This is a genomic window from Cupriavidus taiwanensis (genome assembly GCF_900250075.1).
Taxonomy (GTDB): domain Bacteria; phylum Pseudomonadota; class Gammaproteobacteria; order Burkholderiales; family Burkholderiaceae; genus Cupriavidus; species Cupriavidus taiwanensis_C.
Map to the genome: position 1 here is coordinate 337,179 of NZ_LT977072.1, position 23,833 is coordinate 361,011.

At 57.3% G+C, this 23,833-nt stretch carries 14 protein-coding genes and 8 pseudogenes; 14 read left to right on the forward strand and 8 right to left on the reverse strand.

The genetic code is table 11. The features are described from left to right. Nucleotides 1-35: 35 nt before the first annotated feature. Entirely contained in the window at nt 36-1,457 is a 1,422-nt protein-coding gene (locus CBM2588_RS30330) for an amidase (protein ID WP_115684000.1), read from the reverse strand. A gap of 341 nt (nt 1,458-1,798) precedes the next feature. Continuing rightward, a complete protein-coding gene (locus CBM2588_RS30335) occupies nt 1,799-2,047 on the reverse strand; it encodes a hypothetical protein (RefSeq protein WP_147298474.1) in 249 nt (82 codons plus the stop codon). Nucleotides 2,048-2,793: 746 nt separating this feature from the next. On the opposite strand from CBM2588_RS30335, the gene CBM2588_RS30340 reads away from it, so the two are divergent. The 5 genes from CBM2588_RS30340 to CBM2588_RS30360 all read left to right on the forward strand — a co-directional run bounded on the left by CBM2588_RS30340 (nt 2,794) and on the right by CBM2588_RS30360 (nt 7,173). Continuing rightward, nucleotides 2,794-3,453, forward strand: coding sequence for an amino acid ABC transporter permease (locus tag CBM2588_RS30340; RefSeq protein WP_115684001.1), 660 nt, complete (start codon nt 2,794-2,796; stop codon nt 3,451-3,453). Continuing rightward, complete coding sequence (ehuD, locus tag CBM2588_RS30345; protein WP_115684002.1) at nt 3,443-4,102, forward strand: ectoine/hydroxyectoine ABC transporter permease subunit EhuD; 660 nt, start codon at nt 3,443-3,445, stop codon at nt 4,100-4,102. Before CBM2588_RS30340 ends, ehuD begins: the two co-directional genes overlap by 11 nt. Before the next feature lie 32 nt (nt 4,103-4,134). Further along, nucleotides 4,135-4,905: an amino acid ABC transporter ATP-binding protein gene (locus CBM2588_RS30350; RefSeq protein ID WP_115684043.1), complete on the forward strand. Its 771-nt coding sequence runs from the start codon at nt 4,135-4,137 to the stop codon at nt 4,903-4,905. A gap of 313 nt (nt 4,906-5,218) precedes the next feature. Beyond that, on the forward strand, nt 5,219-5,968 hold the full coding sequence (locus CBM2588_RS30355) for a GntR family transcriptional regulator (protein WP_115684003.1): 750 nt from the start codon (nt 5,219-5,221) through the stop codon (nt 5,966-5,968). Nucleotides 5,969-6,699: 731 nt separating this feature from the next. Then, nucleotides 6,700-7,173 (forward strand): Lrp/AsnC family transcriptional regulator, encoded by a 474-nt coding sequence (locus CBM2588_RS30360; protein ID WP_115684004.1) that lies wholly within the window; start codon nt 6,700-6,702, stop codon nt 7,171-7,173. A gap of 121 nt (nt 7,174-7,294) precedes the next feature. On the opposite strand, the pseudogene ilvB reads toward CBM2588_RS30360, so the two are convergent. After that, a pseudogene (gene ilvB, locus CBM2588_RS30365) lies at nt 7,295-8,632 on the reverse strand (biosynthetic-type acetolactate synthase large subunit); the annotation flags it as partial. Between the two features lie 425 nt (nt 8,633-9,057). On the opposite strand from ilvB, the pseudogene mdeB reads away from it, so the two are divergent. Together mdeB and CBM2588_RS30375 are read left to right on the forward strand one after the other, a co-directional pair. Next, a pseudogene (mdeB, locus tag CBM2588_RS30370) lies at nt 9,058-11,685 on the forward strand (alpha-ketoglutarate dehydrogenase). 789 nt (nt 11,686-12,474) lie between these two features. Next, complete coding sequence (locus CBM2588_RS30375; RefSeq protein WP_115684006.1) at nt 12,475-13,062, forward strand: hypothetical protein; 588 nt, start codon at nt 12,475-12,477, stop codon at nt 13,060-13,062. Between the two features lie 63 nt (nt 13,063-13,125). Here CBM2588_RS30375 and CBM2588_RS31765 read toward each other — a convergent pair. Further along, a pseudogene (locus CBM2588_RS31765) lies at nt 13,126-13,323 on the reverse strand (GMC oxidoreductase); the annotation flags it as partial. A gap of 694 nt (nt 13,324-14,017) precedes the next feature. On the opposite strand from CBM2588_RS31765, the gene CBM2588_RS30385 reads away from it, so the two are divergent. After that, entirely contained in the window at nt 14,018-14,353 is a 336-nt protein-coding gene (locus tag CBM2588_RS30385) for a helix-turn-helix domain-containing protein (RefSeq protein WP_115684008.1), read from the forward strand. Between the two features lie 31 nt (nt 14,354-14,384). Here the strand turns inward: CBM2588_RS30385 and CBM2588_RS30390 are convergent, their stop codons facing one another. From CBM2588_RS30390 to CBM2588_RS30405, 4 genes are all read right to left on the reverse strand, one after another. Continuing rightward, complete coding sequence (locus CBM2588_RS30390) at nt 14,385-15,323, reverse strand: GSU2403 family nucleotidyltransferase fold protein (RefSeq protein ID WP_115684009.1); 939 nt, start codon at nt 15,321-15,323, stop codon at nt 14,385-14,387. Between the two features lie 277 nt (nt 15,324-15,600). Further along, the gene (locus CBM2588_RS30395) at nt 15,601-16,857 is read right to left on the reverse strand and encodes a tyrosine-type recombinase/integrase (RefSeq protein ID WP_115684010.1); all 1,257 of its coding nucleotides are present in this window, start codon (nt 16,855-16,857) and stop codon (nt 15,601-15,603) included. Nucleotides 16,858-16,957: 100 nt separating this feature from the next. Beyond that, a complete protein-coding gene (locus CBM2588_RS30400) occupies nt 16,958-17,335 on the reverse strand; it encodes a type II toxin-antitoxin system VapC family toxin (protein WP_115684011.1) in 378 nt (125 codons plus the stop codon). Continuing rightward, nucleotides 17,335-17,571: a type II toxin-antitoxin system Phd/YefM family antitoxin gene (locus CBM2588_RS30405; protein WP_115684012.1), complete on the reverse strand. Its 237-nt coding sequence runs from the start codon at nt 17,569-17,571 to the stop codon at nt 17,335-17,337. The genes CBM2588_RS30400 and CBM2588_RS30405 overlap by 1 nt, the downstream gene beginning before the upstream one ends. A 605-nt stretch (nt 17,572-18,176) precedes the next feature. Here CBM2588_RS30405 and CBM2588_RS30410 point away from each other — a divergent pair. From CBM2588_RS30410 to CBM2588_RS30435, 6 genes and pseudogenes are all read left to right on the forward strand, one after another. Beyond that, nucleotides 18,177-19,006, forward strand: a pseudogene (locus CBM2588_RS30410) (GntP family permease); the annotation flags it as partial. A gap of 67 nt (nt 19,007-19,073) precedes the next feature. Continuing rightward, a pseudogene (locus tag CBM2588_RS30415) lies at nt 19,074-19,800 on the forward strand (3-hydroxybutyrate dehydrogenase); the annotation flags it as partial. 202 nt (nt 19,801-20,002) lie between these two features. Continuing rightward, nucleotides 20,003-20,482, forward strand: a pseudogene (locus tag CBM2588_RS31605) (3-hydroxybutyrate oligomer hydrolase family protein); the annotation flags it as partial. A gap of 447 nt (nt 20,483-20,929) precedes the next feature. Continuing rightward, nucleotides 20,930-22,342: an extracellular catalytic domain type 1 short-chain-length polyhydroxyalkanoate depolymerase gene (locus CBM2588_RS30425; protein WP_231942373.1), complete on the forward strand. Its 1,413-nt coding sequence runs from the start codon at nt 20,930-20,932 to the stop codon at nt 22,340-22,342. Nucleotides 22,343-23,032: 690 nt separating this feature from the next. Then, nucleotides 23,033-23,344 (forward strand): annotated as a pseudogene (locus tag CBM2588_RS30430) (transposase); the annotation flags it as partial. Between the two features lie 60 nt (nt 23,345-23,404). Continuing rightward, nucleotides 23,405-23,833: pseudogene (locus CBM2588_RS30435) on the forward strand (DDE-type integrase/transposase/recombinase); the annotation flags it as partial.

A 23,833-nucleotide genomic window follows, 5' to 3' on the forward strand; every position in this document is an offset into this window, starting at 1 on the left:
TGGATCCGGCTCCAACACCGTCTGCACCTTCGCGATTAGAGCGGTGCGGCAGCCCGCGTCTCCTCCGGTATAGATGCTAATGATGGTCGCTGGGTGCGAAAATCTGTCGCCTGTTCAAATGCGTCTGCTACTTGGAAAAGTAGGGGCTCTTGAAACGGTTTGGCGGCGATTTGTACAGAAACAGGGAGATCTCCTTCCCCATAACCCGAGCAAAGACTGATCGCCGGCCACCCGGTGATGTTGAATGGGTCATAGAAACCAGGACTCGAAAATCCTCCCCATTTCTGCGTGCCGTCAATTCTCGGTGCCTCTTCCGGCGCGCCTGCCGTAATCAAAACGTCTACATCGGCAGCGGCTTGCGCCGTCGCAATGCACAACTCGTGGCGGCGGCGGATCGCCTGGATGTAGTCGGCGCCCGTCATGAGCCCACCGAGCACCAGGCGGTCCCGCAGCATTTCCCCGTACTCGTCACCACGTGTGCGCACCCACGTTTCGTGGACAGCGAAGGCCTCGCAGAGAATTATGACCTGGGCCGCCGCTTGGTAGTCAAACAACGATGGCATTTTGACTTCTACAATCTCGGCTCCCTGAGCGCGCCAGACGTCAAGTGCGTCTTCGATGCTGTTTTGGACGGCCGGGCTGACCCTGTTCTCGACTTCATGCCAATCTTTCGCCACGCCGATTCGGATTCCTTCTATTTCGCGTCCCAATCTCTTGGTGAAATTTGGAACCACGCGGTTAACGCTTGCTGGGTCTGTCGGATCAAAGCCTGCCATCGCCTGGAGTAGCAATGCGCAATCTTCAGAAGTTCGCGCGATGGGTCCCGGGTGATCAAGAGAGAAAGCCAACGGCAGAATGCCGGTGCAACTGCAGAGGCCATAGGTGGGCTTAATCCCTGTAACTCCGCATAACGCTGCAGGCGAGCGGATGGACCCGCTGGTATCTGTTGCCGTGCCGCCTAGAATAAGTCCCGCGGCTACGGCCACTGCCGTCCCGCTGGACGATCCGGAAGAGAAATGGGCCAGCTTCCACGGATTGCAGGCAGGCGGTAGTTCCAAGTCGAACGATGGACCGCCAAGCGCAAATTCATGTGTAGCAAGTTTGCCCAACGATAGGGCACCGGCTTGGGCTAGACGCGATACTATGTGGGCGTCAACGTTCGGAACCCAATCCCTTAGAAGCTTCGAATGCGCCGTGGTACGAATTCCGCTCGTGCAATAGTTATCCTTGTGGGCTATCGGGATGCCGTCCAACTTGCCAAGCAGTGTTCCCGTCATCATTCGATGTTCAGCAGCCTTGGCGTCTTGAAGTGCACGTTCGGGAGTAACTCCAAGAAAGCTGTGCAAGGTTCCGTCCATCGCATCAATGCGTGACAAACAGTGCTCTGCCAGTTCCACGGGAGATAATTGACGCGCGGCAATAAGCGTTGCGGCCTCCGCGATCGTGGGAGTGTTCATTAAAAAAATTCCTTTTCAGTGAAAGGCTTCAGATAAAAACCAGCACGAAAGATGTGAGACGCTTCCGCTGAGCGATCTCGTTCAGGATTGCGCAGGCTATCGAGCATGGGTTCCACCAGCCCCCAAACTTCGTATAGTTCCTCTATCTTGGACAGCGATAGTACAAGGCCGGCCCGTCGGATTTGTGCCTCAAAATCCTCACGAGATATCTGTGTCATATGTCTGCGTCCGGTTGTTGCGGGGATTCGTGCCCAGGGGATTGGAGCGGGCAACGGCCGGGGCACATGGCCCACTCAAGTAATTGATTTCGGCCGGTTGCCTCTGTAGCCATTCCTAATGCGTCAAGCGGCCAGGCGAACACGTTTTTTCCGTGCGGTGGCTATTCGACCTACGTCATATCCAGCTGTGCGCGATGTAAGCATGTCCCCCGAAGTGATTGCCGGTACCGCGTCGGCGCAGGCTGCAAGCACGCTCCGGCACGATCGATGCGCCTGCGCGGTGATCATCGTCGATATCCAGCGCGCTAGTGCAGCGTGATTGGCAAGGATGAGGGTGCCGTTATGCGTCTTCGAGCCGGAAAACCAGATCATGCCCCTCGCCGAATAGCGCGGGCGCAACCGCTGCCATCTCCCTCGCTTTCCTCGTGAGTGTTCATGACGTTGAGGGCTTAATTGCTGAAGGAAGATCGGCTGAGATCGTCCCGCATTCGGTAAGCTCAATCGCAGTGTGAGTCGTAGCGTAAGTGAAAATGGCGTTTTCATCATATATGTGTCGGCGGCGATTCGCTTCATGGTGTCGATATACCTAGTATATCACACTAGAGCCGGTGTTCAAAAAGTTCTGTCTGAATGGAAACATGCCAGTCCGATGTGGTCATGCAGATACAGGACGGCTTTCAGTCCAACCGGCCGCGTTTACCCTTATTTTGACTACTTGATATACCTAGTATGATTGCTGTGCAGGCGGGGCGTTGATGGCCTGGCGTTGTTTTCAAGCCGCTTCGGGCTCTCACGCTAATATTTTGGAGTCCATATGGTTTCCCTCTCAAGGGCGCTTATGCGCACGGCGATTGGCGACTTGACAGTGCTAGCGTCAGATGTGGCACATGGTGAGTCAATTAAGGGCAGGGTGCTGCTAAAGGAAGGGCGCATTACGGTTGGTATTCACGATCAGGCTTCTTGGGGCTTCAAAACTAACGACTGTCTGAAAAAGCGGAAAGCGGACGGTGCAATCGCAAAGATTATGTCGAAGTATGGCTTTACATCGGCTGAAACGGTGCCTGAACGCGTAACGGCGCGGAGCCTGTGCCGGGTGTTTACTGCTGAAGGAATCAACTGTGAGTTTCTATCAAGTTCTGGCCGGAATATTCGGCGGCTTTAAAATTACAGCTATAGTCTCGGCCCTTGCATTGCTCTATGCAGTCCCGTTTTCGCTAGTATTTGGAATACTGCAGCACTTTGCAAAAGGCTCGGTCAGAATATTCATTACGGGACTCATAGAGTTTTGGCGTAGTTCCCCCGTGATCGTTTTGTTATATGCGTTTTATTACTCATTTCCAGCCGTTGGTATCAACCTCTCAGCGATTACAGTAGGGGCTATGGTTCTAGGGCTGAATACGGGGGGGTATGGAAGTCAGTCCGTTCGAGCTGCATTGCAGGCGCTGGACCACGGTCAGTTGGAGGCCGGACTTGCAATCGGACTCACGCGGTTTGACGTGCTGCGGTTCATCGAACTACCGCAAGCGATCACCCGGATGATCCCGACGTTTATTAACCAGGCGATACAGTTAATCAAGGGAACCGCGCTCGTCTCGCTGATTACCTTAACTGACATGACCTTTCGGGCCAAGGAGATTGCACAGGTCCAGTACAATCCCGTTGCAATCTACTCCGGACTCCTATTAGCCTACTTCATTGTTTGCTACCCCGTAACAATCATGGGGCGACGTATTGAAATTGCATTCGGAAAGAGCAGGCAGGCCATCTATGAACTTTGACATCACATATGCGCTTCGCATAATTCCCGAAGTGCTGCATGGACTTGGTAACACGATCCTCGTAACTATTCTAAGCTCTATCGGAGCGGCTCTTTTAGGATTTGGCTGGGAAATATTGAGGCGTTCGAGTAAGCCGATGCGTTATATGATGCGATTCGTTATCGACTTCATCAGATCTACTCCGGTACTTGTTCAATTGTATTTTCTGTTCTTTGTTCTGCCCTACTACAATATTGTTCTGCCGGCAATGTTCGTTGGGGTATTCGGTCTGAGTCTGTATTACTCGGGTTATCTGGCGGAAGTGTTTAAGGCTGGTATAGATGCCATTCCACGCGGACAGTATGAGGCAGCCCAGTCACTACGCCTGAGCAAGTTCGATACCGTAGCTTTCGTTATCGCCCCTCAGATGCTGCGCAATATCGCTGCCCCAATGGGAAGCTACTTTGTTTCCATACTGAAGTCTACGCCGTACCTTGCTGTATTAGCGGTTCCGGAGATGCTGGGAAGTGCCTTTGACGTGGCCGCGGACAGCTATCGCTACGCTGAACCTATGATGGTCGCTGGAAGTCTGTTCCTTATTTTGGCGCTTACTGTTGCGATGTTTGTTCAGCGACTCGAAAGACGGTTACTGCTTCCGAGTCGGCGTTAACTAATAGATTGGAGACGTGAATGAGTGCAACTATGCGAGCAATTAAGGTCGAGCCGGAATTCGTGACAGGGAAGCCGTCTGTGGAAATACGACATCTCTCGAAGTGGTACGGTGATTTTAAGGTTCTGAAGGATGTCAATTTGTCAGTGTCGAATGGTGAGCGAATCGTCATTTGCGGCCCTTCGGGTTCGGGCAAGTCGACCCTTATTCGTTGCATCAACCAACTCGAGGTTCACGAAGAAGGGCAGATTTTTGTCTACGGTGAAGAGATCCGAGCGGGAATGAAGAACCTTTCTTATCTTCGACGCGACATCGGAATGGTCTTCCAGCAGTTCAATTTGTTTCCCCACCTTACAGTCTTGCAGAACTGTACGCTGGCGTTAATTCGTGCGAGAAAGATGGGCAAAGATGAGGCGCAGAAGACCGCAATGCGAAACCTTGAAAAGGTGCGTATTCCAGAGCAGGCTCATAAATATCCGATGCAGCTTTCGGGAGGGCAGCAGCAACGCGTCGCAATTGCGCGAGCGCTTTGCATGGCGCCGAAGATTATGCTGTTTGACGAGCCTACATCTGCGCTTGATCCAGAGATGGTTAACGAAGTTTTGGACGTAATGACTACTCTTGCTCGAGAGGGCATGACCATGCTTTGTGTGACCCATGAGATGGCATTCGCGCGAAAAGTGGCAGATAGAGTCATTTTTATGGACAGTGGTGAAATTGTCGAAGAGGCCGCGCCGCAAAAATTCTTTAATTCCCCCCAAGCCGAACGTACTCGTCGTTTCCTTGAACAAATTGTTCATTAGGCAACTATCGGGGTTTTCAACGTCCAAATAAATAATTATCATTTCCAATTTCATTCATCAATTGGCAGCGTAAAACTTCATCTCGGCGTCAGTTGGTAAAATGTATGCGGAAGCGACGCATGGTCGCAGCCCTTAGGGAGGGGCCGGAGCCGAATGCCAGCAGACTGTATTGTGGTCTAACTGCCGCTCTTGCAGGAGCAGGGCCGAAACATTGCGACCTACACTGCGTTATACTAGGTATACGAAGTATCGACGTCTCCCAACAACGAGGACCAATGGAAACTCCATCGCAACACCGCGGGGGAGCTTGGCAATGACCAAACATGCTCTCACCCGAAATGGCTTATCTCTGCATGAAGGATTGCGTGCAGAGATTTCGAAGCGTATTGCTGCGGGGGTATATCTTAGGGGGGAAGCAATCCCCTCGACTTCCCAGCTCAGCGACGAATTCGACGTCAGTCCCATCACCGTGAAGCGTGCCGTGCGCGATTTGCAGTCGGCAGGAATGCTTATGTCCGTTCCTGGGAAAGGCATATTCGTTAAAGAGCAACGTCGCTTTATTCGCGCTTTGGGCGATTGGATGTCGTCCATGGACGACGCACGACGATTAGGTTTCACCCCGACGTTGGAGTTGCTTTCAATCAGTAAGGAGAAAATTACAGACCCCGCGCTGGCTCTATTGAAGCCACCGCAACGGAGCTTGCTGTGCGTACGTAAAGTCATATTCGCTGATGGGACTCCGATAATGTATGATTCCGCGTATATTTCCGCGGATGTTCCTGACCAAATGGTGGAGGAGTTCGGCGAGCGTTTCATTGTTGATGTTCTACGCGCTCATAACATTGAGCTAACGAATATGTCGTTAATTATCGACGCCGCCCCAGTATCCCAGGGAGCTCAGCAGGTCTTCGCAATCCCAAACGGCTACCCAATGCTACGGCGGCTCTATCACATAGAGGCTAACGAGCCTGGCTTCGATGTGTTTGGCGTGGTGGAATCACCGTTCGATAGGCTTGCTTGTTCGGTAAGTTTCCCTGCAGAGAGAATCAACGCTAAAAAGTAGAGAGCGGGCATCACTCACCGTTCGGCCGGTGCAGCGCGGGATGATTCGAACAGTCTAGGCGCAGTTTTCCTCATAGGATCAGCGTGTCGACCTTACATTGTCATGCCGTAGGTAGTGCCGATGTCAAGGTTGTCACCGGCCCCGCAGACTTACAGGCATCCGGGGCGGAAGCGTTCGCCGGTAGCTTGTCGGGATGAAGGGCCGAGTTGTTGTGCTTTCACAGTGAGTTGCTGTTTTAGACCGGGAGCAAAATCTGCGGCATTCAAGCAGCGGTTCTCGATGGGGCCCGTACGATGTCGTGTGAACAATAGCTTATCGAAGGCTCTCATCCTGTTCTCCTGCCGAAGTTAAACGCTCTGCCGGTCTGATGTGGCGCTTCACCGATTGATCTACGGCGCCAGCGCTGAGGCAAGTCAGTCTTCCTTCCAACTCCCCGTCAAGCATCAATATGTGCAGGTTGTGGAACACGAACCGGCCCCACCATCAGTCGGCGAAACCGCCATTACAAGATCCACATTGCCAGCCATGGTGGCATTTTGCTAGGCTGGAAATCTCGTCGGACGTATCCACCGGTTGCACCCCGAGCGTGCCTGGTAGTTTTACGCGTTGAGTCTGTCCAAGCGAATCGATGTTGACATCGTCGCAATTGTCGGCGTTCGATATCAGCTTACGCCGGCGTGGAGATTGACTGGGACTGGACAATGCGAGGCCAAAATATTGTGTAGGCATCAATGAATCTCGACACAACAGATCTGCGAATTCTCGATGAACTCCAGCAGAACAGCGCTCTAACGAACGTTGAACTAGCGCGCCGCGTTCATCTTTCTCCGTCGCCGTGTCTCGCTCGGGTCAAAGCCCTCGCGAGTGCCGGCGTCATACGGCGCTATGTCGCACTTGTCAGTGCTGCCGCTCTAGGCCTAGGGCTGAATGTCTTTATCTCAATTAGCTTGAAAGACCAAAGTAAGGACTCCTTGACAGAGTTCGAACGCCGCATCGCCGAACATGACGAAGTGATGGAGTGCTATTTAATGACCGGCGATAGCGATTATTTGATTCGGGTAGCAGTGGCCGACATGGCTGCGTTGGAGAGATTCATCCTGGAACAACTTACGCCGATTCCAGGAATCGAAAAAATTCGCTCTAGCTTCGCGCTCAAGCAGGTTCGTTATAAGACCGCCCTGCCCCTACCGTTGCAGCAGCGTTAGGTTCATCGCGGGACTTCATTAATGTATTTGTCATCGCGATGTCAATTAGAAAACCGACGACCTGTGGCAGGGCACCAAAGCGCATCATCATTATGCCGCTCGATCAACGTTGGAGGCTGTGCTTGAACGTAACCACGTGGAAGAGGTCTACCCCCATGGTGCCGAGCCCCTCGGAATTGAGCCATTGACGTGGTTGTCCGAAGTGATAGTGTTGTGCTGCCCACATTTGATGCTGGCCGACATCCGAGCAAACAATGGCGTTCTCCGGTGCGATTCGGCAGAGTGTTTCGATCACGTATTGGGGTTTTATGGTTTTGCCTTCCCGCGTATAGGCCAGACAGTTCTTAGTTCGCCATTCAGAAATGCGCTCCCACCAAGCCGTTTTGCTGCTGTACGGCTCCTCGCTGTCCCTCCAGGACTCAATGAGGCGCTGCAAGATGCGCAGGGCATCTCCAACGATTGGCACTGTCGGTTTGACCCTCTTACCAATGCTTGTCGGGTCAATGTCAATGTGGATGATTTGCCTTGGGGAAGAGCAGAGGTCTGCAACGTTGCCGATAACGCGGTCATCAAATCGAGCGCCGACGGCAAGGAGTACATCACACTCCTGCATCCCTCGGTTCGCCTCATAAGTGCCATGCATGCCGAGCATGCCAAGATTCCGGATGTCCTTTCCCGGGAAGGCGCCAAGCGCCATAAGCGTGGTGGTGACCGGCGCGTCGATCAAGGCTGCCAGTTTTCTCACCTCGGGGCTCGCTTGTGCAGACACGACACCGCCACCGATATAGAGATAGGGCCGCGCAGCACGCTTCAGCAAGCGAACGGCCTGGCGGATTTGTCCTTCGTGTCCCTCGACAGTAGGTCGATATGAACGAATGTCAGCTCGCTCAGGGTACTGAAATGGCCCGGTGTTGAGGGCTATATCCTTCGGAATGTCAACCAGCACCGGGCCGGGCCGGCCAGTACGCGCGAGGTGGAAAGCCTTTTTCAAAGCTTGAGGCAGGCTCGCCACGTCTGTCACGAGGAAATTGTGCTTCACAATGGGACGTGTAATGCCGACCGCATCGCACTCTTGAAAGGCGTCCTCGCCAATCATCCAGGTTGGCACATTCCCTGACAGGATCACCAGCGGTATCGAATCAAAGTAAGCCGTTGCGATACCTGTCACAGCGTTGGTAACACCGGGGCCAGATGTCACGAGAGCGACGCCAACTTCTCCGGTTGCACGAGCGTAGCCGTCCGCGGCATGTACCGCGGCTTGCTCATGACGCACGAGCAGATGCTGAAGACTTGCTTGCTGTGCAATAGCGTCGTAGATCGGTAGAACGGCGCCGCCGGGATAACCCCAAACGCTTTGTACGCCCTCCGCCAACAACGCTTCTACAATCATTTCCGCACCACTCATCATGCGAGACGGCGAAGAAGTGCGGGAGTGAAAATCAGGAGAGGGACGGTTCATCGCGAGTGTGTCTTTAGATTTAAGAAAAGGCAATGCTAAGTCCAGTTGATTCTAGGCGGATCCTTGCAGCATTGGTCGCTGAATTCGACTGTGAAAGCCCAGCGTCTCAGCGCGCCATGCCGACGATATGAGGCTGGCCAGTGAATCCATCTATCCGTAACCCTCTCGCTAGCAAGTGTCATGCAGCGTAAAAGACGTCAGAGGACATGAGGCTTGGTAGAGGAGGGCAAACGCTGAGCGCGCGGTCTTGATCTGAAATTCGCTAGCCCGTGTTCTTCTGACCCGCCCACAATCCGACGATAGTGTCCAGGCTGTTTGTTTCGTTCTGGCAGGAAGCTGCATTGCAGCAGATTGTGCTGGGAAGATAACGACTTGCAGTCGAATACGGTACGACATGCTTGGATTTCCAGCCTAGAATTTTGCCTATGAATACGCCAACTACACCCCTGCTCCAGGACGCGATCGCTGCACAGCAAGTCGACCTCGATCCCGTCGAAACCACCGAATGGCGTGAAGCGTTCATCGGATTGATTCAGGCATACGGCCCTGAACGCGGAAAGTACATCCTTGATGAGCTTGCTCGCCTGGCACGGGACCAAAGTGTCGGATGGCAGCCCAATCTAACGACGCCATATGTGAACACGATCAGCGTCGACGCGCAGCCGAAGTTCCCGGGCGACTTGGCCATTGAGGAGCGACTGGGCTCTATGATCCGCTGGAATGCACTAGCAATGGTCGTTCGAGCCAATCAGGCATATGGCGAACTGGGTGGACACATCGCGAGTTACGCGAGCGCCGCGGATCTGTTTGAGACCGGCTTCAATCACTTTTTCCGCGCTGACGATCTGGTGTTCTTTCAGGCGCATAGTGCGCCTGGTGTCTATGCGCGTGCTTTCCTTGAAGGCAGGTTGTCCGAAGCCGACCTGGCCCATTATCGACAGGAAATCGTTGGTCCTCGCAACGGCGCACGGGGCTTGTCCAGCTATCCGCATCCGTGGTTGATGCCGGATTTCTGGCAGTTTCCCACCGGCTCGATGGGCATCGGACCCATCAGCTCTATCTACCATGCACGTTTTATGCGCTATCTGGCACATCGCGGCCTGCTGCAGTGTGAAAACCGAACGGTGTGGGGCGTATTCGGCGATGGCGAGATGGATGAGCCGGAGTCCATGAGTGCGCTGACGTTGGCGGCACGCGAGAAACTGGATAACCTCGTGTGGGTCGTCAACTGCAACTTGCAGCGCCTGGATGGCCCCGTGCGGGGCAATGGCCGAATCATCGACGAACTCGAGCGGCTGTTTTCCGGTGCTGGTTGGAGCGTTATCAAGTTGCTGTGGGGTAGCGACTGGGATGGCCTCTTTGCTCGCGACGCCAACGGTGCCTTGACGCAGGCCTTGGGCGACACCGTTGACGGTCAGATGCAAACCTTCGCGGCGAAGGATGGGCGTTTCAACCGTGAGCATTTCTTTGGGTAAAATCCGCAGCTTGCTTTGTTGGCGCAGGGTATGACCGACGAGCAGATTGACCGCTTGAAGCGAGGCGGCCACGATTTGGTCAAGATCTACGCCGCCTATGCCAAAGCGGCCGAACGAGATGGTCGTCCTACAGTCATCCTGGCTCATACGAAGAAGGGGTATGGCATGGGTGCGGCAGGCCAGGGCCGTATGACCACGCATTCGCAGAAGAAGCTCGATGATTCCCAGCTGATTGAGTTCAGGAATCGGTTCAATCTGCCGCTGACAGACGATCAGGCGACCTCTCTGACCTTCCTGAGACCCGAGGCGGAGAGCGATGAGATGCGATACATGCGGTCGCGACGGGAGGGGTTGGGCGGCGCTTTGCCCAAGCGCAATATACAGTGTGGTGTGGTTGCAAAACCTGCGCTGGCTTCCTATGCGCGATTCGCGGTTGAGGCCAACGGCAAAGAGATGAGCACGACGATGGCCTTCGTGCGCTTGCTCGGGCAGTTGCTGAAGGACAAGGAATTGGGTCCCCGCATCGTGCCAATCGTTGCTGATGAGGCACGCACCTTTGGGATGGCCAACCTCTTCAAGCAGGTGGCCATCTACAGCAGTGTCGGCCAACGGTACGACCCGGAAGATATCGGTTCGGTATTGGCGTACCGAGAGGCGTTCAACGGCCAAATCTTGGAGGAGGGGATTAGTGAGGCTGGCGCGATTGCCAGCTGGACGGCGGCAGCAACGAGTTATAGTGTTCACGGCCTCGCTATGTTGCCGTTCTATATTTACTACTCCATGTTCGGCTTCCAGCGTATTGGAGACGCCATCTGGGCAGCTGCAGACCAGCGAGCTCGCGGATTCCTGCTTGGCGCTACCTCGGGGCGCACCACGTTGGGAGGAGAAGGTTTGCAACACCAGGACGGAACCAGCCATTTGGTTGCTGCAACCATTCCCAATTGCAAGGCCTATGACCCCGCCTTTGCGGCAGAGATGGCCGTGATCGTTGACGCCGGCATTCGGGAAATGATGCTGGAGCAGCAAGACGTCTTCTACTACGTCACGCTGATGAATGAAAGCTATGCGCAGCCCAACTTGTCCGCCGACGTCGAGGCTGCGATCTTGCGGGGATGCTACAAGTTCGACGATTGGCAGCGCCGGGATATAGCGTCTTCGACAGCTTCGGCCCGGCAGGTCACCTTGATGGGCTCCGGAGCCATCTTGACCGAAGTCATTAAGGCGGCACAGCAACTGGCTAGCGAAGGCATCGATGTCTCGGTCTACAGCGTGACAAGCTGGAGTGAACTGGCCCGTGATGGCGCTTTGCATCGCAACCGTGAACTCCTAGGTGAGGCGAGCAATGAAATTCCGTTCCTCCAACTGCAACTGGAGCAGAGCGCGGGCCCGATTATCGCAGCAACAGACTATGTCCGCGCGGTGCCGGAGAGCGTCCGGGAATATGTGCCGACGGGTCGCCGGTACCTGACTTTGGGAACCGATGGCTTTGGCCGAAGTGATACGCGCGGGGCCCTTCGCGAGTATTTCGGCGTTGATGCAGCATCGATTGTCCGGGCGGCTAAGTACTCGCTGGACTAGTTCTGCGCTATTGGGTCCACGTCTCGCGAATCTCACAATATTGCCGGTAGACGAGCAGCTAACGCCCCGCGCAACTGCGGGAGCGCACGCTGCCCGACGCACTTCTGCGGCGCTCGTTATCACGTCGGTATTAGTCGCGGCGCGCTCAGGCGGGGCCCTTTGTCACGCTGCGCGATGGTGGGCCATTCGTCGAGATCCCGCTGGGACTGCGCTGATGTCGATAGAAAGGGTCACTTCCAGCCAACAGCCCTCGACGCCCTGCACGTCGCGCCGGTAGAAGGACGCCCCCCATCGCTGTGCCAGTCACTTCGGCCGCGCGCAAGCACCCAAGTAGAGCACAGTTAGCGGCAGCCTGCTGCATGCAGGCTCTCGCGCTCGATTAATGACTGACTTGGTTGCTGCCGACCATACTCCATCTTTCTGCACCGTGACTGGCTGAGGCGGCAGTGAAAACCAGCAGCTTGATCGCACGATGTGTCCGGCATGCCGTTCACACTGTGTATATCTCCCTTGCACGCTCCGCTGGGGAGCCTCTATTCTCTTGGTTGGAAACCTCGACGTGAAGTACAGCTTACCAGAATACAACAGCCTCGAGCGCATGGAAGGTAACGACACGAGGCCAGCCGTCAGGCTAAGTTTTCGACACGCTCGACGACGTCAGCCAAAAAAAGCTGAAAGGCCATATCCACGACAAGCTCAATGATCTTGTGATTAGACAGCGCTTCAGTTGAGGCGCGACTGGAAGCGTTGGCTGGTTGCCTACTGCAAAGCTAGCAAACGGAGGATGGCATGAAAGGCAAGACACTACTGGCCACGGCGGCGATGCTGGTGGCAATCACGGCTGCATGGGCGCAACCCAAAACCCGCGTGGACGTCACGCAGTCGCCTGAGCGGGCGACTGCGACTGGAACCGCGAAGCTCACCGCCACGATCGCCAAGATCGATGCGCCGAGACGAACTGTCTCTTTGAAATCCGGCGACGGCAAGATAACAGATCTCGTGGTGGGACCGGAGGCCAGGAACTTCGAACAGTTAAAGGTCGGCGACACTGTCACGATCGAGTACAGGGAAGCGCTGACCATGAGCCTCAAGAAGGGAAACGGACCGCTTGCTATGCATGAGCGCGAGATCTCGGAGCGCGCTGCGCCGGGTGCAAAGCCGGGAGGTTCAGTCGGCCGGGAAGTGACCGTCACGGCTGACGTCGTTGCCTTCGACACCGACGCCAGAACCGTCACCCTGAAGGGGCCAAAGGGACGCACCATGGTTCTGCTGGTAGGCGATCCGACACGCCTAAACGGCATCCAGAAGGGAGACCGGGTCGAGGCAGTCTTTACCGAGGCCGTTGCCGTGTCCGTTCAGCCGGTCGCAGGCAAGTAGGGGAAACAGGAGGGGCGCTGGTCGGCCACGCAGGCATGCCTTCCTTTCGACGCGGATTGGGGAAATGATCGAGGAATCGGCTACGCGCAGGCCGACGGTACCCCGGACGCACAGTTCGGGGTCAACCACCGCCATGTCGTCCACTCCCATCTTGCAAGTACCTGCCGGGTGCCAACTCGTCTGTCCCCTGGCCTTGATGTAGTCCAGCAGGCTGGCATCGTCCTTCACGTCGATGCCCGGCCGGATCTCCCTTTCCACCAGTCCCGCGAACCCGGATGGTTTTGTCAATGATGTCGGCCATATATTTGATCTGCACAGTCAAGTCGGGTAACGCCATGCCGGTAGTGAGCGTCATATCCCGCGAAGTCAAAGTTCGATTGAATGCCATCCGGGTGCGGGAGGGCGCAAATTCGCAAAGGTTGCCATGCGCATTAATGGCTTCGAGAAGCATTCAAGGATATGGTCGTAGCGTGCGATGTTCTGCGGTGTCTCCGCGATGACAGCGGAGATCGGCAGGATGAACGGTCGCGGCACGGCACCATCTCCTGTACCGGCGCTACCTGATAGTGCTCTGCGAGACACTTATACCCCATCCGTTCTGTGGGCCGCGGAGTTTAAAAATCCCGCTATTTCTTGATTGTTGTTTAAGCGACACTTTGTTGTTGAGGTCGAACGCTGTAGGGAACGCATATCTGGTCGAAGCGAGCGCTTCCGCTTTCGCTTGAGCAACCGGCGGCGTATGCGTGCGGTCAAGATTGTGGTGTGAAAAGGGCAGGCCGCGATCGCGTCGTGTGTCAATCTCAGTTGCCCGCACGAAGCATTAGGAAATCAGAAATGCAATTAATCGCCAGCAGCTAACCACAACAGTAATGTCAGCTACCAGCGAGGAAGGCCTGCATTTGGGCTTGAATGTCGATGGTATAATTTCACCTTCGTGAAATTACTTCCCTAATCTATGCCGCGGCCGCTTCCTGATCCAACGCCACCATCACGCGCGACCATCCGCAGCATTGACCAGCTTGGCGACTGGATACGGGCAACGCGGGCAGGGGAAGGTATGCCCATTGACCAGGCTGCCAATCATTGCGGGGTGTCCGTCGGCATGCTATCCAAGCTGGAGAACGGCAAGGGCGTCAATCTGGAGCACGCGCTGCGCGTGATGGACGGACTGGGTTTGACGATGCTCGTCGTGCCGAGGGCGCATGCGGCGTTGCTCGAACAGGCAGCGGCTCATGCGGCCAAGATGGACAGAAATGCAGCCAGGGAGTGGAAAGCCCGGGTTGAAGAGTAGACAACTGCATGCGGCAGGTAACGCGCGGTTGCTAAACACCCAGCCGGAATCGGTTGGCGAGCTCTTCCACGATCGATGCCTGCAGCCTGTCGCGAGATACCTTGAGCGGATCGCGCTCTGCGGTCGATGCCATCCAGCGCTTGAAGTCGACGAACGCGGCTGGACTGATCGTCGTCATCCGCGCCATTCTTCCGGTCACGGAAACGATGGGCGCAGAGAATGGAAGCGACCCCAACAGGACATTTGCGCGTCGCGCCTGCACTGCCCAGAGGTCGTCTTCGTCGTCGGTCAGTTGGAGCGGATGAGGGTCAAGATCGGCGGCCTCGCGGCGCAGGATGTCCACCTCGAAGCCCTTTGCATTCACTGCCGTAAAGAGTTGATCATCCCGAATCTCGAACGTGCTATCTACCTTGCGTAGGACATCCAGCATCGAGAGGTCCAGGTTCTTCATTTGGGAAGCAAACTGAAGGCGTTTGCGCGTATCCCAAAGGAGATCAACGTCGCGAGTTGCGAGGGCGCGTTCTTGTAGGCGGACCCCGGCTGCGGCTTCATACGCATAGAGGGCATGTGTCCCAATCACGATGAAATGCTCGGCGATATTGAGCCGAGTCATCACGTGTAGGATGGCCACGAGGATGTCTGGGGCCCGGCCGACGCGGATCGCGCGGTTCAGCCGCCGGTGCCGGTCGAGCTCGTCCGCGAGCGTCTTGAGCCGGGCCTCGGCGGCTTCCTTGCGTGCGTTGAACCGCGCGTACATGTCTTCAGTCGTTTCCGAACGCACCCCGAGGCTTTTCTGTTTGTTGTCGACGCTGGTTCGAATCAGGTACTCGCGGCCCTTCATGGTTCGCCAAAGCATGCCGCCGCGAACCTCTGCAGCCTTGGCGCGCGCTGATTCCCACGCTCCGAACACCGCCTTTGCGTCGATATACTGGCGCAGCGCATCTTCATCCAACTCGATCCACGGATCCATGGGTTTCAGTATAAAAAAGCTACATGCAGATTTTATACTGAAACCCAACTTTGCGCCGTGTTGGCCTTGAGCATCACAAGGCGCGCGAAATCGCCCGAAGAAGCACGCCGGCTACAGCGGGCTCGGACATTTCGCAGATGGCATCTGCGAAATGTAGCCCCCACCCAATTGCTAAAACGGGCGCTGACAATGCGACGATCGATTTACCGTGGCGACAGTCATCAGGGCGGTGCGCGTCGGCTGCCTTTGAGAAAAGCGATGATGTGGGTCGTGCGGGCTAGTCCTTCTTATGAGTGCCCCAACCGATGCGGTGCCGCTCCTGCGTGGCTTCGTGCCGCGCATCCTCCTCACTGTGCAGGTAGCCGCTGGTGGTAGAGATGGACGAATGTCCAAAGTTGTCGCGCACGTACCGCAGATCCACCTGCCGGTCGGTCATGTGGGAGCCGGCAGTGTGGCGCAGCCAGTGAGCCGAGGCACTGGCCAGGACATCGGCCTGCGCCGCCCAGTCGGGGCCGCGCGCGCGCAGGCGCGCGGCCGCCAGGCCGAACACTTCCTTCAGGATCAGGTGCAGCGCGCCGCGTGATAGGCCCCGTTCGCGGTTCTCCTGACCGATGACCGGCAGCAGCAAGGGGCGGGTTTCCCCTGGCTGCGGCGTCGGCGCCAGTCCGTGGGCGCGGCGGTAGCGCGCCAGTTCGGCAATCAGCTCGTCGGTGGCCGGCACTAGCCGGGTCTTGTTGCCCTTGCCGGTCACTTCCAGCCACCAGCGCTCGACGCCCTGCGCATCGCGCCGGCAGAAGAACGCCCCCATGGTCGTGCCGGTGACTTCAGACGCGCGCAAGCCCCCGAGATAAAGCACGGTCAGCAGCCAGCGGCAGCGCGCCGCATGTAGCCGCTCGCGCTCCGTCGCGGTGTCGGTCGTCCCCGGCATCGCCTCGATAGTCTTCTTGGCCACGTCCCACAGTTCGTGACTGAGGTAGCGCGTGATACGCGGCCGGCTCGGCGCGCGCCGCCGGCGCGCCAGCGCCAGCGGGTTGCCGGCTAGGTAGCCGGCCTCGGTCAGCCAGGCGAACAACGCGTTCAGGGTGACCAGCGCCTGGCGCACACTGCGGGGTGCCAGCGGTCCGGCAAACGGGCGCCAGTCCGGATGGCTGCGCGCGAGTTTTTTGCTGCCGGCCAGCACCCAGCGCGCGGCCGGTTGCGGGTCGGCGAGGAAGCGCTCGTACGCGAGCAGGTCCTCGTGCGTCAGCGACGACAGCGGCTTGCCCAGTTGCAGCACCGACCACAGGATCAAGCGCTCGACCTCGCGCCGGTAGGCGGTCAGCGTCGCCACGCTGTCGGCATAGCGCGCGAGCCAGGCGGTGACGGCGGCGAGATCGTCGCCCGCGGCAATCCGGGTGGCGCGGTCCGGGGCGCGGTTGCTGCCGGCAGCGCCGGACAGTGCCGGAGACAGGCGCAGGCGCTCCAGCGGGTTGGGAAGCGCGGTGGGGAGCGGGGCGGCCGGGCCGTCCGAAGGTGGGAGCGGGAGCAGTTCCATGAGTAGGCGCCGTGTTCTCAAGAATCGGCGGAGCTGGGGGAGTGGTCAAATCGGGCCGCCCTTGGCTGCTATGCCGCCACTGCCAATGCTTCTGTGGACCCTAAACACGAATGACGAGGTCGGAATACTTCCAGACGTGTTCGTCTGCCGAGAGCAGTCGCAATGGTTCGGTGAGTGCCTGAGCGACCAGCAGCCTATCGAAGGGATCGCGATGGTGGTTTGGCAGATGACGCACTGCGGCTGCATGTGTGTTCGTCACTGGAAGCTCGCGAAAGCCTGCGGCGGTAATTTCAGCGATGAGTTCGTCGACGTCGACCTCGATCTTGTCGAGGCCTGCCTCAATGGAGATCTCCCAGATGCTGGCCGCACTGATGAAGACCTCCTCGGCATCCAGGATCCGTTGCCGCGCGGTCTGGCTCAACTTCGGGTCATTGGTCACCGCCCAGAGGAACACATGGGTATCGAGCAGGATGCGCATTACCGTCCCTCGAAGGCGGCCATCAAGTCATCGGGGAGCGGCGAGTCGAAGTCATCCGCCGTGCGGATCTTGCCCTGCAGCCCGCCGAGGCGCCGTGGGGGCTTGGGCTTGGAGAACGGCACGATCCGGACCACCGGCTTGCCCGCCTTCGCAATAATGACCTCGTCGCCGGCTGCCACCTCTTCGATGAGCCGCGAAAGGTGCGTTTTGGCTTCATGAATGTTCACCATCTGCATGGCGTTCTCCGCAGGCAAAACTTAGTCTAGCTTAGTTCGTCAGAATCCACAAGGCGACGTACGGCGCGATCCTCTCTATATCTGTTGTGGCGGTTTTTAGATGTCGTAGGGCTGGCCAAATAGAAATGTCAGTCCAAGCGTGCTTTTTGTGCGGTTTCATGTCCTTCTCTGACTTTTTCGATAGGGCGGTGGCGCTGGCCTGAGGCGAGAGAGTCTGGCCCCGGGTGGGGCGATGGCGTCACGGTGGGCAAAGTTAAAATGTCCGCGTTCCGCTGCAGCGGTGCTGCCGCCAGCGCGCGCTCCAGATCGAGCCGGTTGATCAGACGCTGCCGTTTGACGTTCAGCGGCGCGCGATGGGGCCGAGCCTGTTCGCCCTGCAGCGTGCGCGACGGCCCGGCCTGCTGGCGACCTGTCGCGCTGCGCCTGCACCTGCGCCGTGATGGCCAGCACGTGCCCCAGCCGCTTGTGCTCGACGATCGCGCCCTGGTCGATCTCGCCGAGCCTGTCATAGGTGGTGTAGGGCAGGGACGCGCCCTCGGCCCACAGCTCGATGCGCCCGTCCGGATACTCGGCGACCTCGACATACCGATCAGGCGCCGGTGCCGCTGTTCATCCTCGTCGTTGGGCTGGCTTACCTTGAATGGAGGCGGCGCGATGCTCTGAAGCGTGGTGAAGGCTATGGCACCTCGCTTCTGAACGAACCGGAACCGGTGCGTACGGCGCTCCTGCCCCATCCTCTGCTGGCAATTGCACTGCTTGTACTGGTTGGTGTGTCCAATTTTGCGCTGACTCGGATGATCCCGCTGTGGTACGGCACGCAGAGCAGCCTCACATTGCCGGGGCTGGCCAAGCCGGTCACCATTCCGACCGCATCCGTGACCGCCATCTGGGCTGTTGAAGGTGCTCTACTGCTGGGCATGGCCTCGTGCTGCTGACCGCTTTCGCCGCAGTGCGCGAGCGCTTCGCTGAGGGTACCAAGACTGCCGTCGGTGGCGCGCTGCTGGCAGCAATGAATACGGCTTCCGAATACGGCTTTGGTGGCGTGATAGCTGCGCTGCCGGGATTCATGGTTGTCGGTGACACGCTCAAAGGCATTCCAAATCCACTGGTCAATGTCGCCGTTTCGGTGAGCGCGTTGGCGGGAATCACGGGCTCCGCCTCAGGAGGCATGAGCATTGCGCTGGCGGCGATGGGCGACACCTTCATCCAAGGCGCACAGGTGGCCAATATTCCCTTGGACGTACTGCATCGCGTCGTGTCTATGGCAAGCGGTGGCATGGACACGTTGCCGCATAACGGCGCTGTGATCACGCTGCTGGCTGTGACCGGCCTGACGCACCGCGAGTCGTATCGCGACATCTTTGCCGTTACCCTAATCAAGACTTTGGCCGTCTTCTTTGTCATCCTAGTGTTCTATGTGACCGGGCTGATCTGAACGTCAACCAAGGAGCTCGCGCGAAGGGCTTCGCGCGAGCCGTGCCGACCTTTTACAGCAGATTCCTATGGCAACCCTGAACGAAACAACCGCTTTCGTGACCAGTTCTACTCGCGGCATCGGTCGGCATCGCACAGGTGCTGGCTGAGCCTGGCGCCAATATGGTCCTCAATGGCTTTGGCGATACCAAAGCCGCCATGACCGCCATCCAAGCAACTGGCGCCCAGGTTATTCATCAACCGGCCGATATGCGTCAACCTTAAGAGATCGAAGCCATGTTTGCCATGGCTCGCGATTCCCTCGGCGCCCTGGATGTCCTAGTGAACAAGGCTGGCATCCAGTACGTATCGCCCATCGAAAGCTTTGACGCCCCAAAGTGGGATGACATCATCGCCATCAACCTCACTTCGGGCTTTCATACGACCAAGTATGCGCTGCCTGGCATGCGTGCGCGCAACTGGGGCCGGATCATCAATATTGCATCGGTGCATGGCTTGATGGGATCGGCGGACAAGTCAGCGTACGTTTCGGCCAAGCACGGGCTAGTGGGGTTGACCAAGGTTACCGCGTTGGAAACCGCGAAAACCGGTGTGACCTGCAACGCCATTTGCCCGGGCTTCGTGCTGACCCCGCTGGTGCAAAAGCAAATCCACGACCTCCCCCCACGGGAAGGTCTGTCTCCAGACGATGCCAGGGCGCGCCTGCTCGGTGAAAAGCCATCCGGCCGCTTTGTCACGCCTAAGGAAGTCGGGAACCCGTCTATATTTTCCGCCACCTCGTCCGAAGCCCGTGGAATCTACGGCGACTTCACGGTTGGCGCGTTGGGGGGCTCAAGCACAACTGTGCAGTCGCTTAGACGGACAAGGGTACGGGCGCCGCACTACATGATCTCGATTTGGACACTATGGCCCCTGGTCGACGGCATGCGGGACTCCCGTTGCAACAGCAGGAAATCTAGCCCATTTCTCCGCCGAGTCCGGCGGCTCGCAGACTCTCTCTGCCTTCACCGGTACTTTCCGCATCGCCTGGCATTCAAGCCCGCGTACTCATAGCAGAGCCGGAAGCGAGTTGGCGAAAAAATACGCTGCCAAGCGATCCAGTTCGCGCTATGGGCCCTCAATGACAAGTTCGGCACGGTCAGTGCCGATGGGACCGCAAGGCGACATTCACACCGGCAAACGTACTCGTGATCGCGTCAGCCATCTCAAACGGGGAGGGGCGGCGATCGCCGGAACTGGGCAGGACACGAACGAGCTGATCGATGGATTGGCCGTGGGGGAACCAAATGTGAACATTCATCCTGCCAATGTCATTGTCGTCCGTCGGGGCGAGCGGCGGTCGCTGCATCGGGCAAGCATCTGTATGACTACACGACGATTACCAATCGCTATCAGCTCTGCGCAAGCAATACGGCAATATTTGGCCCGCAAATTCTTTCATCGAACTTGCCGCCCATCATTGCTACAGCGGCAGTAGGCGACGTGATCGCAGTAAGTGGCGATTCCGTCAACGTGCCAAACTAGGCCGACCCTATCCTGCTTACTCCGCCATGGATGTCGTCTGATTCAATGGTGGGCGCGATTCACGCTCGTGTCCATGGTCGGTCGGGGCTAGCGAACCAATGAACTAAGTGTAAACGAGTGGTTGACTTTGTTTCGATGCGCTTCATAGTATGAAACATGAATCATGTATCATGTTAAAGACGGCGCGAAAAAACTTGGCGGCCTTGGCCAAGACTGCCTGGCTTCTCTTGACTGCGCCGGCCTGTCCTAAACTAAGCAGTTGTCCTTAAAGTGCGAACCGGCTTGTTGCAGACCCCTTGGGTCAGGGTATTGCCGTGACTCGAAGAAATCAGAAAAAGGAGACACTATGCTGAGACAGCGTTGGCGATACTTCGCGAGCGGGTTAGTCACGCTTGCGACGATGCTGGGAGCGTTTTCGCTGCATGCAGCGACGGCTGGTCCCGGAACGTGGAGTAGCGAGCAGACGTGGGCATCGGATGCCGTCAATGGTGGAAACCTGACCGGCTATTTCTATTGGCCGGCGAGCCAGCCTTCCACGCCCAATGGCAAGCGAGCTCTAGTTCTAGTGCTACACGGATGCTTGCAGACTGCCTCCGGCGACGTGATCAATAATGCCAGTGGGAGCGGGTTCAATTGGAAATCGATTGGCGATCAATACGGCGCTGTCATTCTTGCGCCTAACGCAAGCGGCAACGTGTACTTCAAGCATTGCTGGGACTATGCGAATGCTTCGCCAAGCCGAACCGCTGGACACGTGGGCGTACTGCTGGATCTGGTCAATCGCTTTGTTACCAATGCCCAGTATGCGATCGATCCCAACCAGGTATACGTGGCAGGCCTATCCTCTGGAGGCGGCATGAGCATGGTCCTGGGCTGCATCGCCCCGGACATTTTTGCCGGCATTGGCATCAATGCCGGTCCGACGCCGGGAACCACGACGGCCCAGATCGGCTTCGTACCTAGTGGCTATACCGCGACGACGGCAGGCAATAAGTGTAAGCAATGGGCCGGATCCAATGTGGGTAAGTTCTCCAGCCAGATTGCTGGCGCCGTATGGGGGGCCTCGGACTACACGGTGGCGCCGGCATATGGCCCGATAGCAGTCTCGGCCTTCCGCCAGCTCTTCGGCGGCAGCTTCACCCAGGGATCTAAGGTATCGATAGCAGGGGGCGGCACAAACATCCCTTATATCGATAGCAATGGCAAAGTGCGCACCCACGAAATATCGGTCGCCGGCATGGCACACGCATGGCCCGCTGGAACTGGCGGCAACAATACCAACTATGTCGATGCCACGCATATCAACTACCCCGTCTTCGTGATGGACTTCTGGGTTAAGAACAATCTGCGTGCCGGGAGCGGGGCTGGACAGGCGGGCTCGGCGCCGACTGGGCTGGCGGTCGCCGGGACGACCCTCAACACAATATCGCTGTCGTGGAATGCCGTGACAAACGCCAACAGCTACAACCTTTACCGCAATGGCACGAAGGTGGGCTCAAGCACGTCGACGAGCTACACCGATTCGGACCTGATAGCGGGTACTACGTACAGCTACACTGTGACGGCGATCGACGGCACAGCAGGGGAAAGCCAGCAATCTGCTGCTATCTCGGCAACAACAAAGAGCAGTTTTACTTGTGCGGCGACCACCGGCACAAACTATGCGCACGTGCAAGCCGGTCGGGCACACGATGTCGGCGGGTTTGCTTACGCGAATGGCTCAAACCAAAGCATGGGATTGAATAATCTTTTCTATATTAACACTCTGGCTGAGACAGCCGCCGGATACTATGTGATTGGCAATTGCCCATAAGCAACGGCACGATCGAGTTGGGGAGGCAATCTTTCAAAACATGCTTCTGAGAGAACTCATTGAAGCTATGTACGCGCCGTTCGGGAGGCGATCCAAGCTGCATTGGAAGCCTCCCGATTCGCTACGTCCGAATCCGCGCTCTGCACGCGCTTCTGCAGGTCGGCCTGAAGCTTAGCGATCAGCTTTGGCGAGGTTCCCTTGGGCTTGGCCCAGGCAAATCAGTTTGGTCATAGCGTAGTCCTTCTGTCCAGCTTCGCTAAGCGTTGGCACGTCGGGAGTGTCAGCGTGTGTGCCGTACCGGTGACGACCAGTGCTACCCTCTGGCTGTGGGATTGCGGTCGGCGTTGCGGTGATTGATGCGGAAGCAAATTTGCTGGTGAAGAGGGTGCAGTGAAAAATCCTGCCACTTGAACAGCACCCGTTCGAGGTGGCCCTGCAGTCAATAAGGGAATACTTGGGGCGGCTCCATGAATGGAGCGACTCCCTGATACACCGGACACAGTCCCCCACTTACAATAGCGGGTAGGGTGCGACGCGAAGTATGAGGCTCGGTATATCGGGCGCAGTGCATTCGTTCCAACCGCGGAGTCTTGATTCCATGGTAGCGGACCCGTCGAGCGACCGGCGGTAGCCTGGGAGCGCGTGCGTTGCTGGCAACGGCGGCGTGCGAAGTTGCTCTGACAATGTAGTCCGGCAGTGGGCAATGTCGCGAGGTGTTGTGTAGAGGCTCCGAGCAGCGATGGGGCTGAGACGCTAGGCTGGGCAGCGATTGGCCTTGTGCCACGTCAGTACAGCACAGGCGGGAGAGCCAATCTGCTGGGGATTAGCAAGCGAAGAGACAAGAACACCCGACGGCTGCTCGTGCAATGTGCGCGGTCGGCACGGAGACACTCAAGCGTGGTGGCTTGCGCCTTGGCCAACAAGCTAGCTCGAGTCGCATGGGCTATCGCTGCGAAGCACACTACATTCGATGCTTTTAATCGCCAGCCGCTGCCCGCCTGAAACAAGAGAAGTCAAGGGCTGGACCAACTATCTGGTTTTACGATCGCAGGAAAATTTGATGAGGTAGCGGTAGCCCATAGCAACAGCCGCTGGTGCTCTGAGGTCTTTGAGTTCTGCTGCGACAACGGCGAGCCGCTGCGCGTAACATTCGCCCTGAATTGCTGTCACCGGGAGGCCATGAGCGGGGCGGCTCCCACCGGCGTGCACAGTGGCGACATCGTGCGCGACGTGATGCTGGGAGCCATCGAGAGTCGTTTCGGAAACGCGCTTCAGGCGCCGACGGAAATAGAATGACTCAGCGACAACGGCTTCGGCTACGCGGCGGAAAAGACCCGCACCTTCGCCTCGGCCATCGGCTCGAAGCCTCTGACCACGCCGGTCTGCAGTCTACAGAGCAACGGCATGGCGGAGAGCTTTTTGAAGACCATGAAGTGGGACTACGTGGCCTTCATGCCCAAGCCAGATGCCGAGACAGCGGTTCGAAATCTG

Coding starts and splice junctions, on each gene's coding strand:
- CBM2588_RS30390 (WP_115684009.1), bottom strand. CDS start 15,323: ATGGATCCGTGGATCGAGTTGGATGAAGATGCGCTGCGCCAGTATATC.
- CBM2588_RS30405 (WP_115684012.1), bottom strand. CDS start 17,571: ATGCAGATGGTGAACATTCATGAAGCCAAAACGCACCTTTCGCGGCTC.
- CBM2588_RS30375 (WP_115684006.1), top strand. CDS start 12,475: ATGAAAGGCAAGACACTACTGGCCACGGCGGCGATGCTGGTGGCAATC.
- CBM2588_RS30395 (WP_115684010.1), bottom strand. CDS start 16,857: ATGGAACTGCTCCCGCTCCCACCTTCGGACGGCCCGGCCGCCCCGCTC.
- CBM2588_RS30335 (WP_147298474.1), bottom strand. CDS start 2,047: ATGATCTGGTTTTCCGGCTCGAAGACGCATAACGGCACCCTCATCCTT.
- CBM2588_RS30360 (WP_115684004.1), top strand. CDS start 6,700: ATGAATCTCGACACAACAGATCTGCGAATTCTCGATGAACTCCAGCAG.
- CBM2588_RS30425 (WP_231942373.1), top strand. CDS start 20,930: ATGCTGGGAGCGTTTTCGCTGCATGCAGCGACGGCTGGTCCCGGAACG.
- CBM2588_RS30400 (WP_115684011.1), bottom strand. CDS start 17,335: ATGCGCATCCTGCTCGATACCCATGTGTTCCTCTGGGCGGTGACCAAT.
- CBM2588_RS30330 (WP_115684000.1), bottom strand. CDS start 1,457: ATGAACACTCCCACGATCGCGGAGGCCGCAACGCTTATTGCCGCGCGT.
- ehuD (WP_115684002.1), top strand. CDS start 3,443: ATGAACTTTGACATCACATATGCGCTTCGCATAATTCCCGAAGTGCTG.
- CBM2588_RS30385 (WP_115684008.1), top strand. CDS start 14,018: ATGCCGCGGCCGCTTCCTGATCCAACGCCACCATCACGCGCGACCATC.
- CBM2588_RS30350 (WP_115684043.1), top strand. CDS start 4,135: ATGCGAGCAATTAAGGTCGAGCCGGAATTCGTGACAGGGAAGCCGTCT.
- CBM2588_RS30355 (WP_115684003.1), top strand. CDS start 5,219: ATGACCAAACATGCTCTCACCCGAAATGGCTTATCTCTGCATGAAGGA.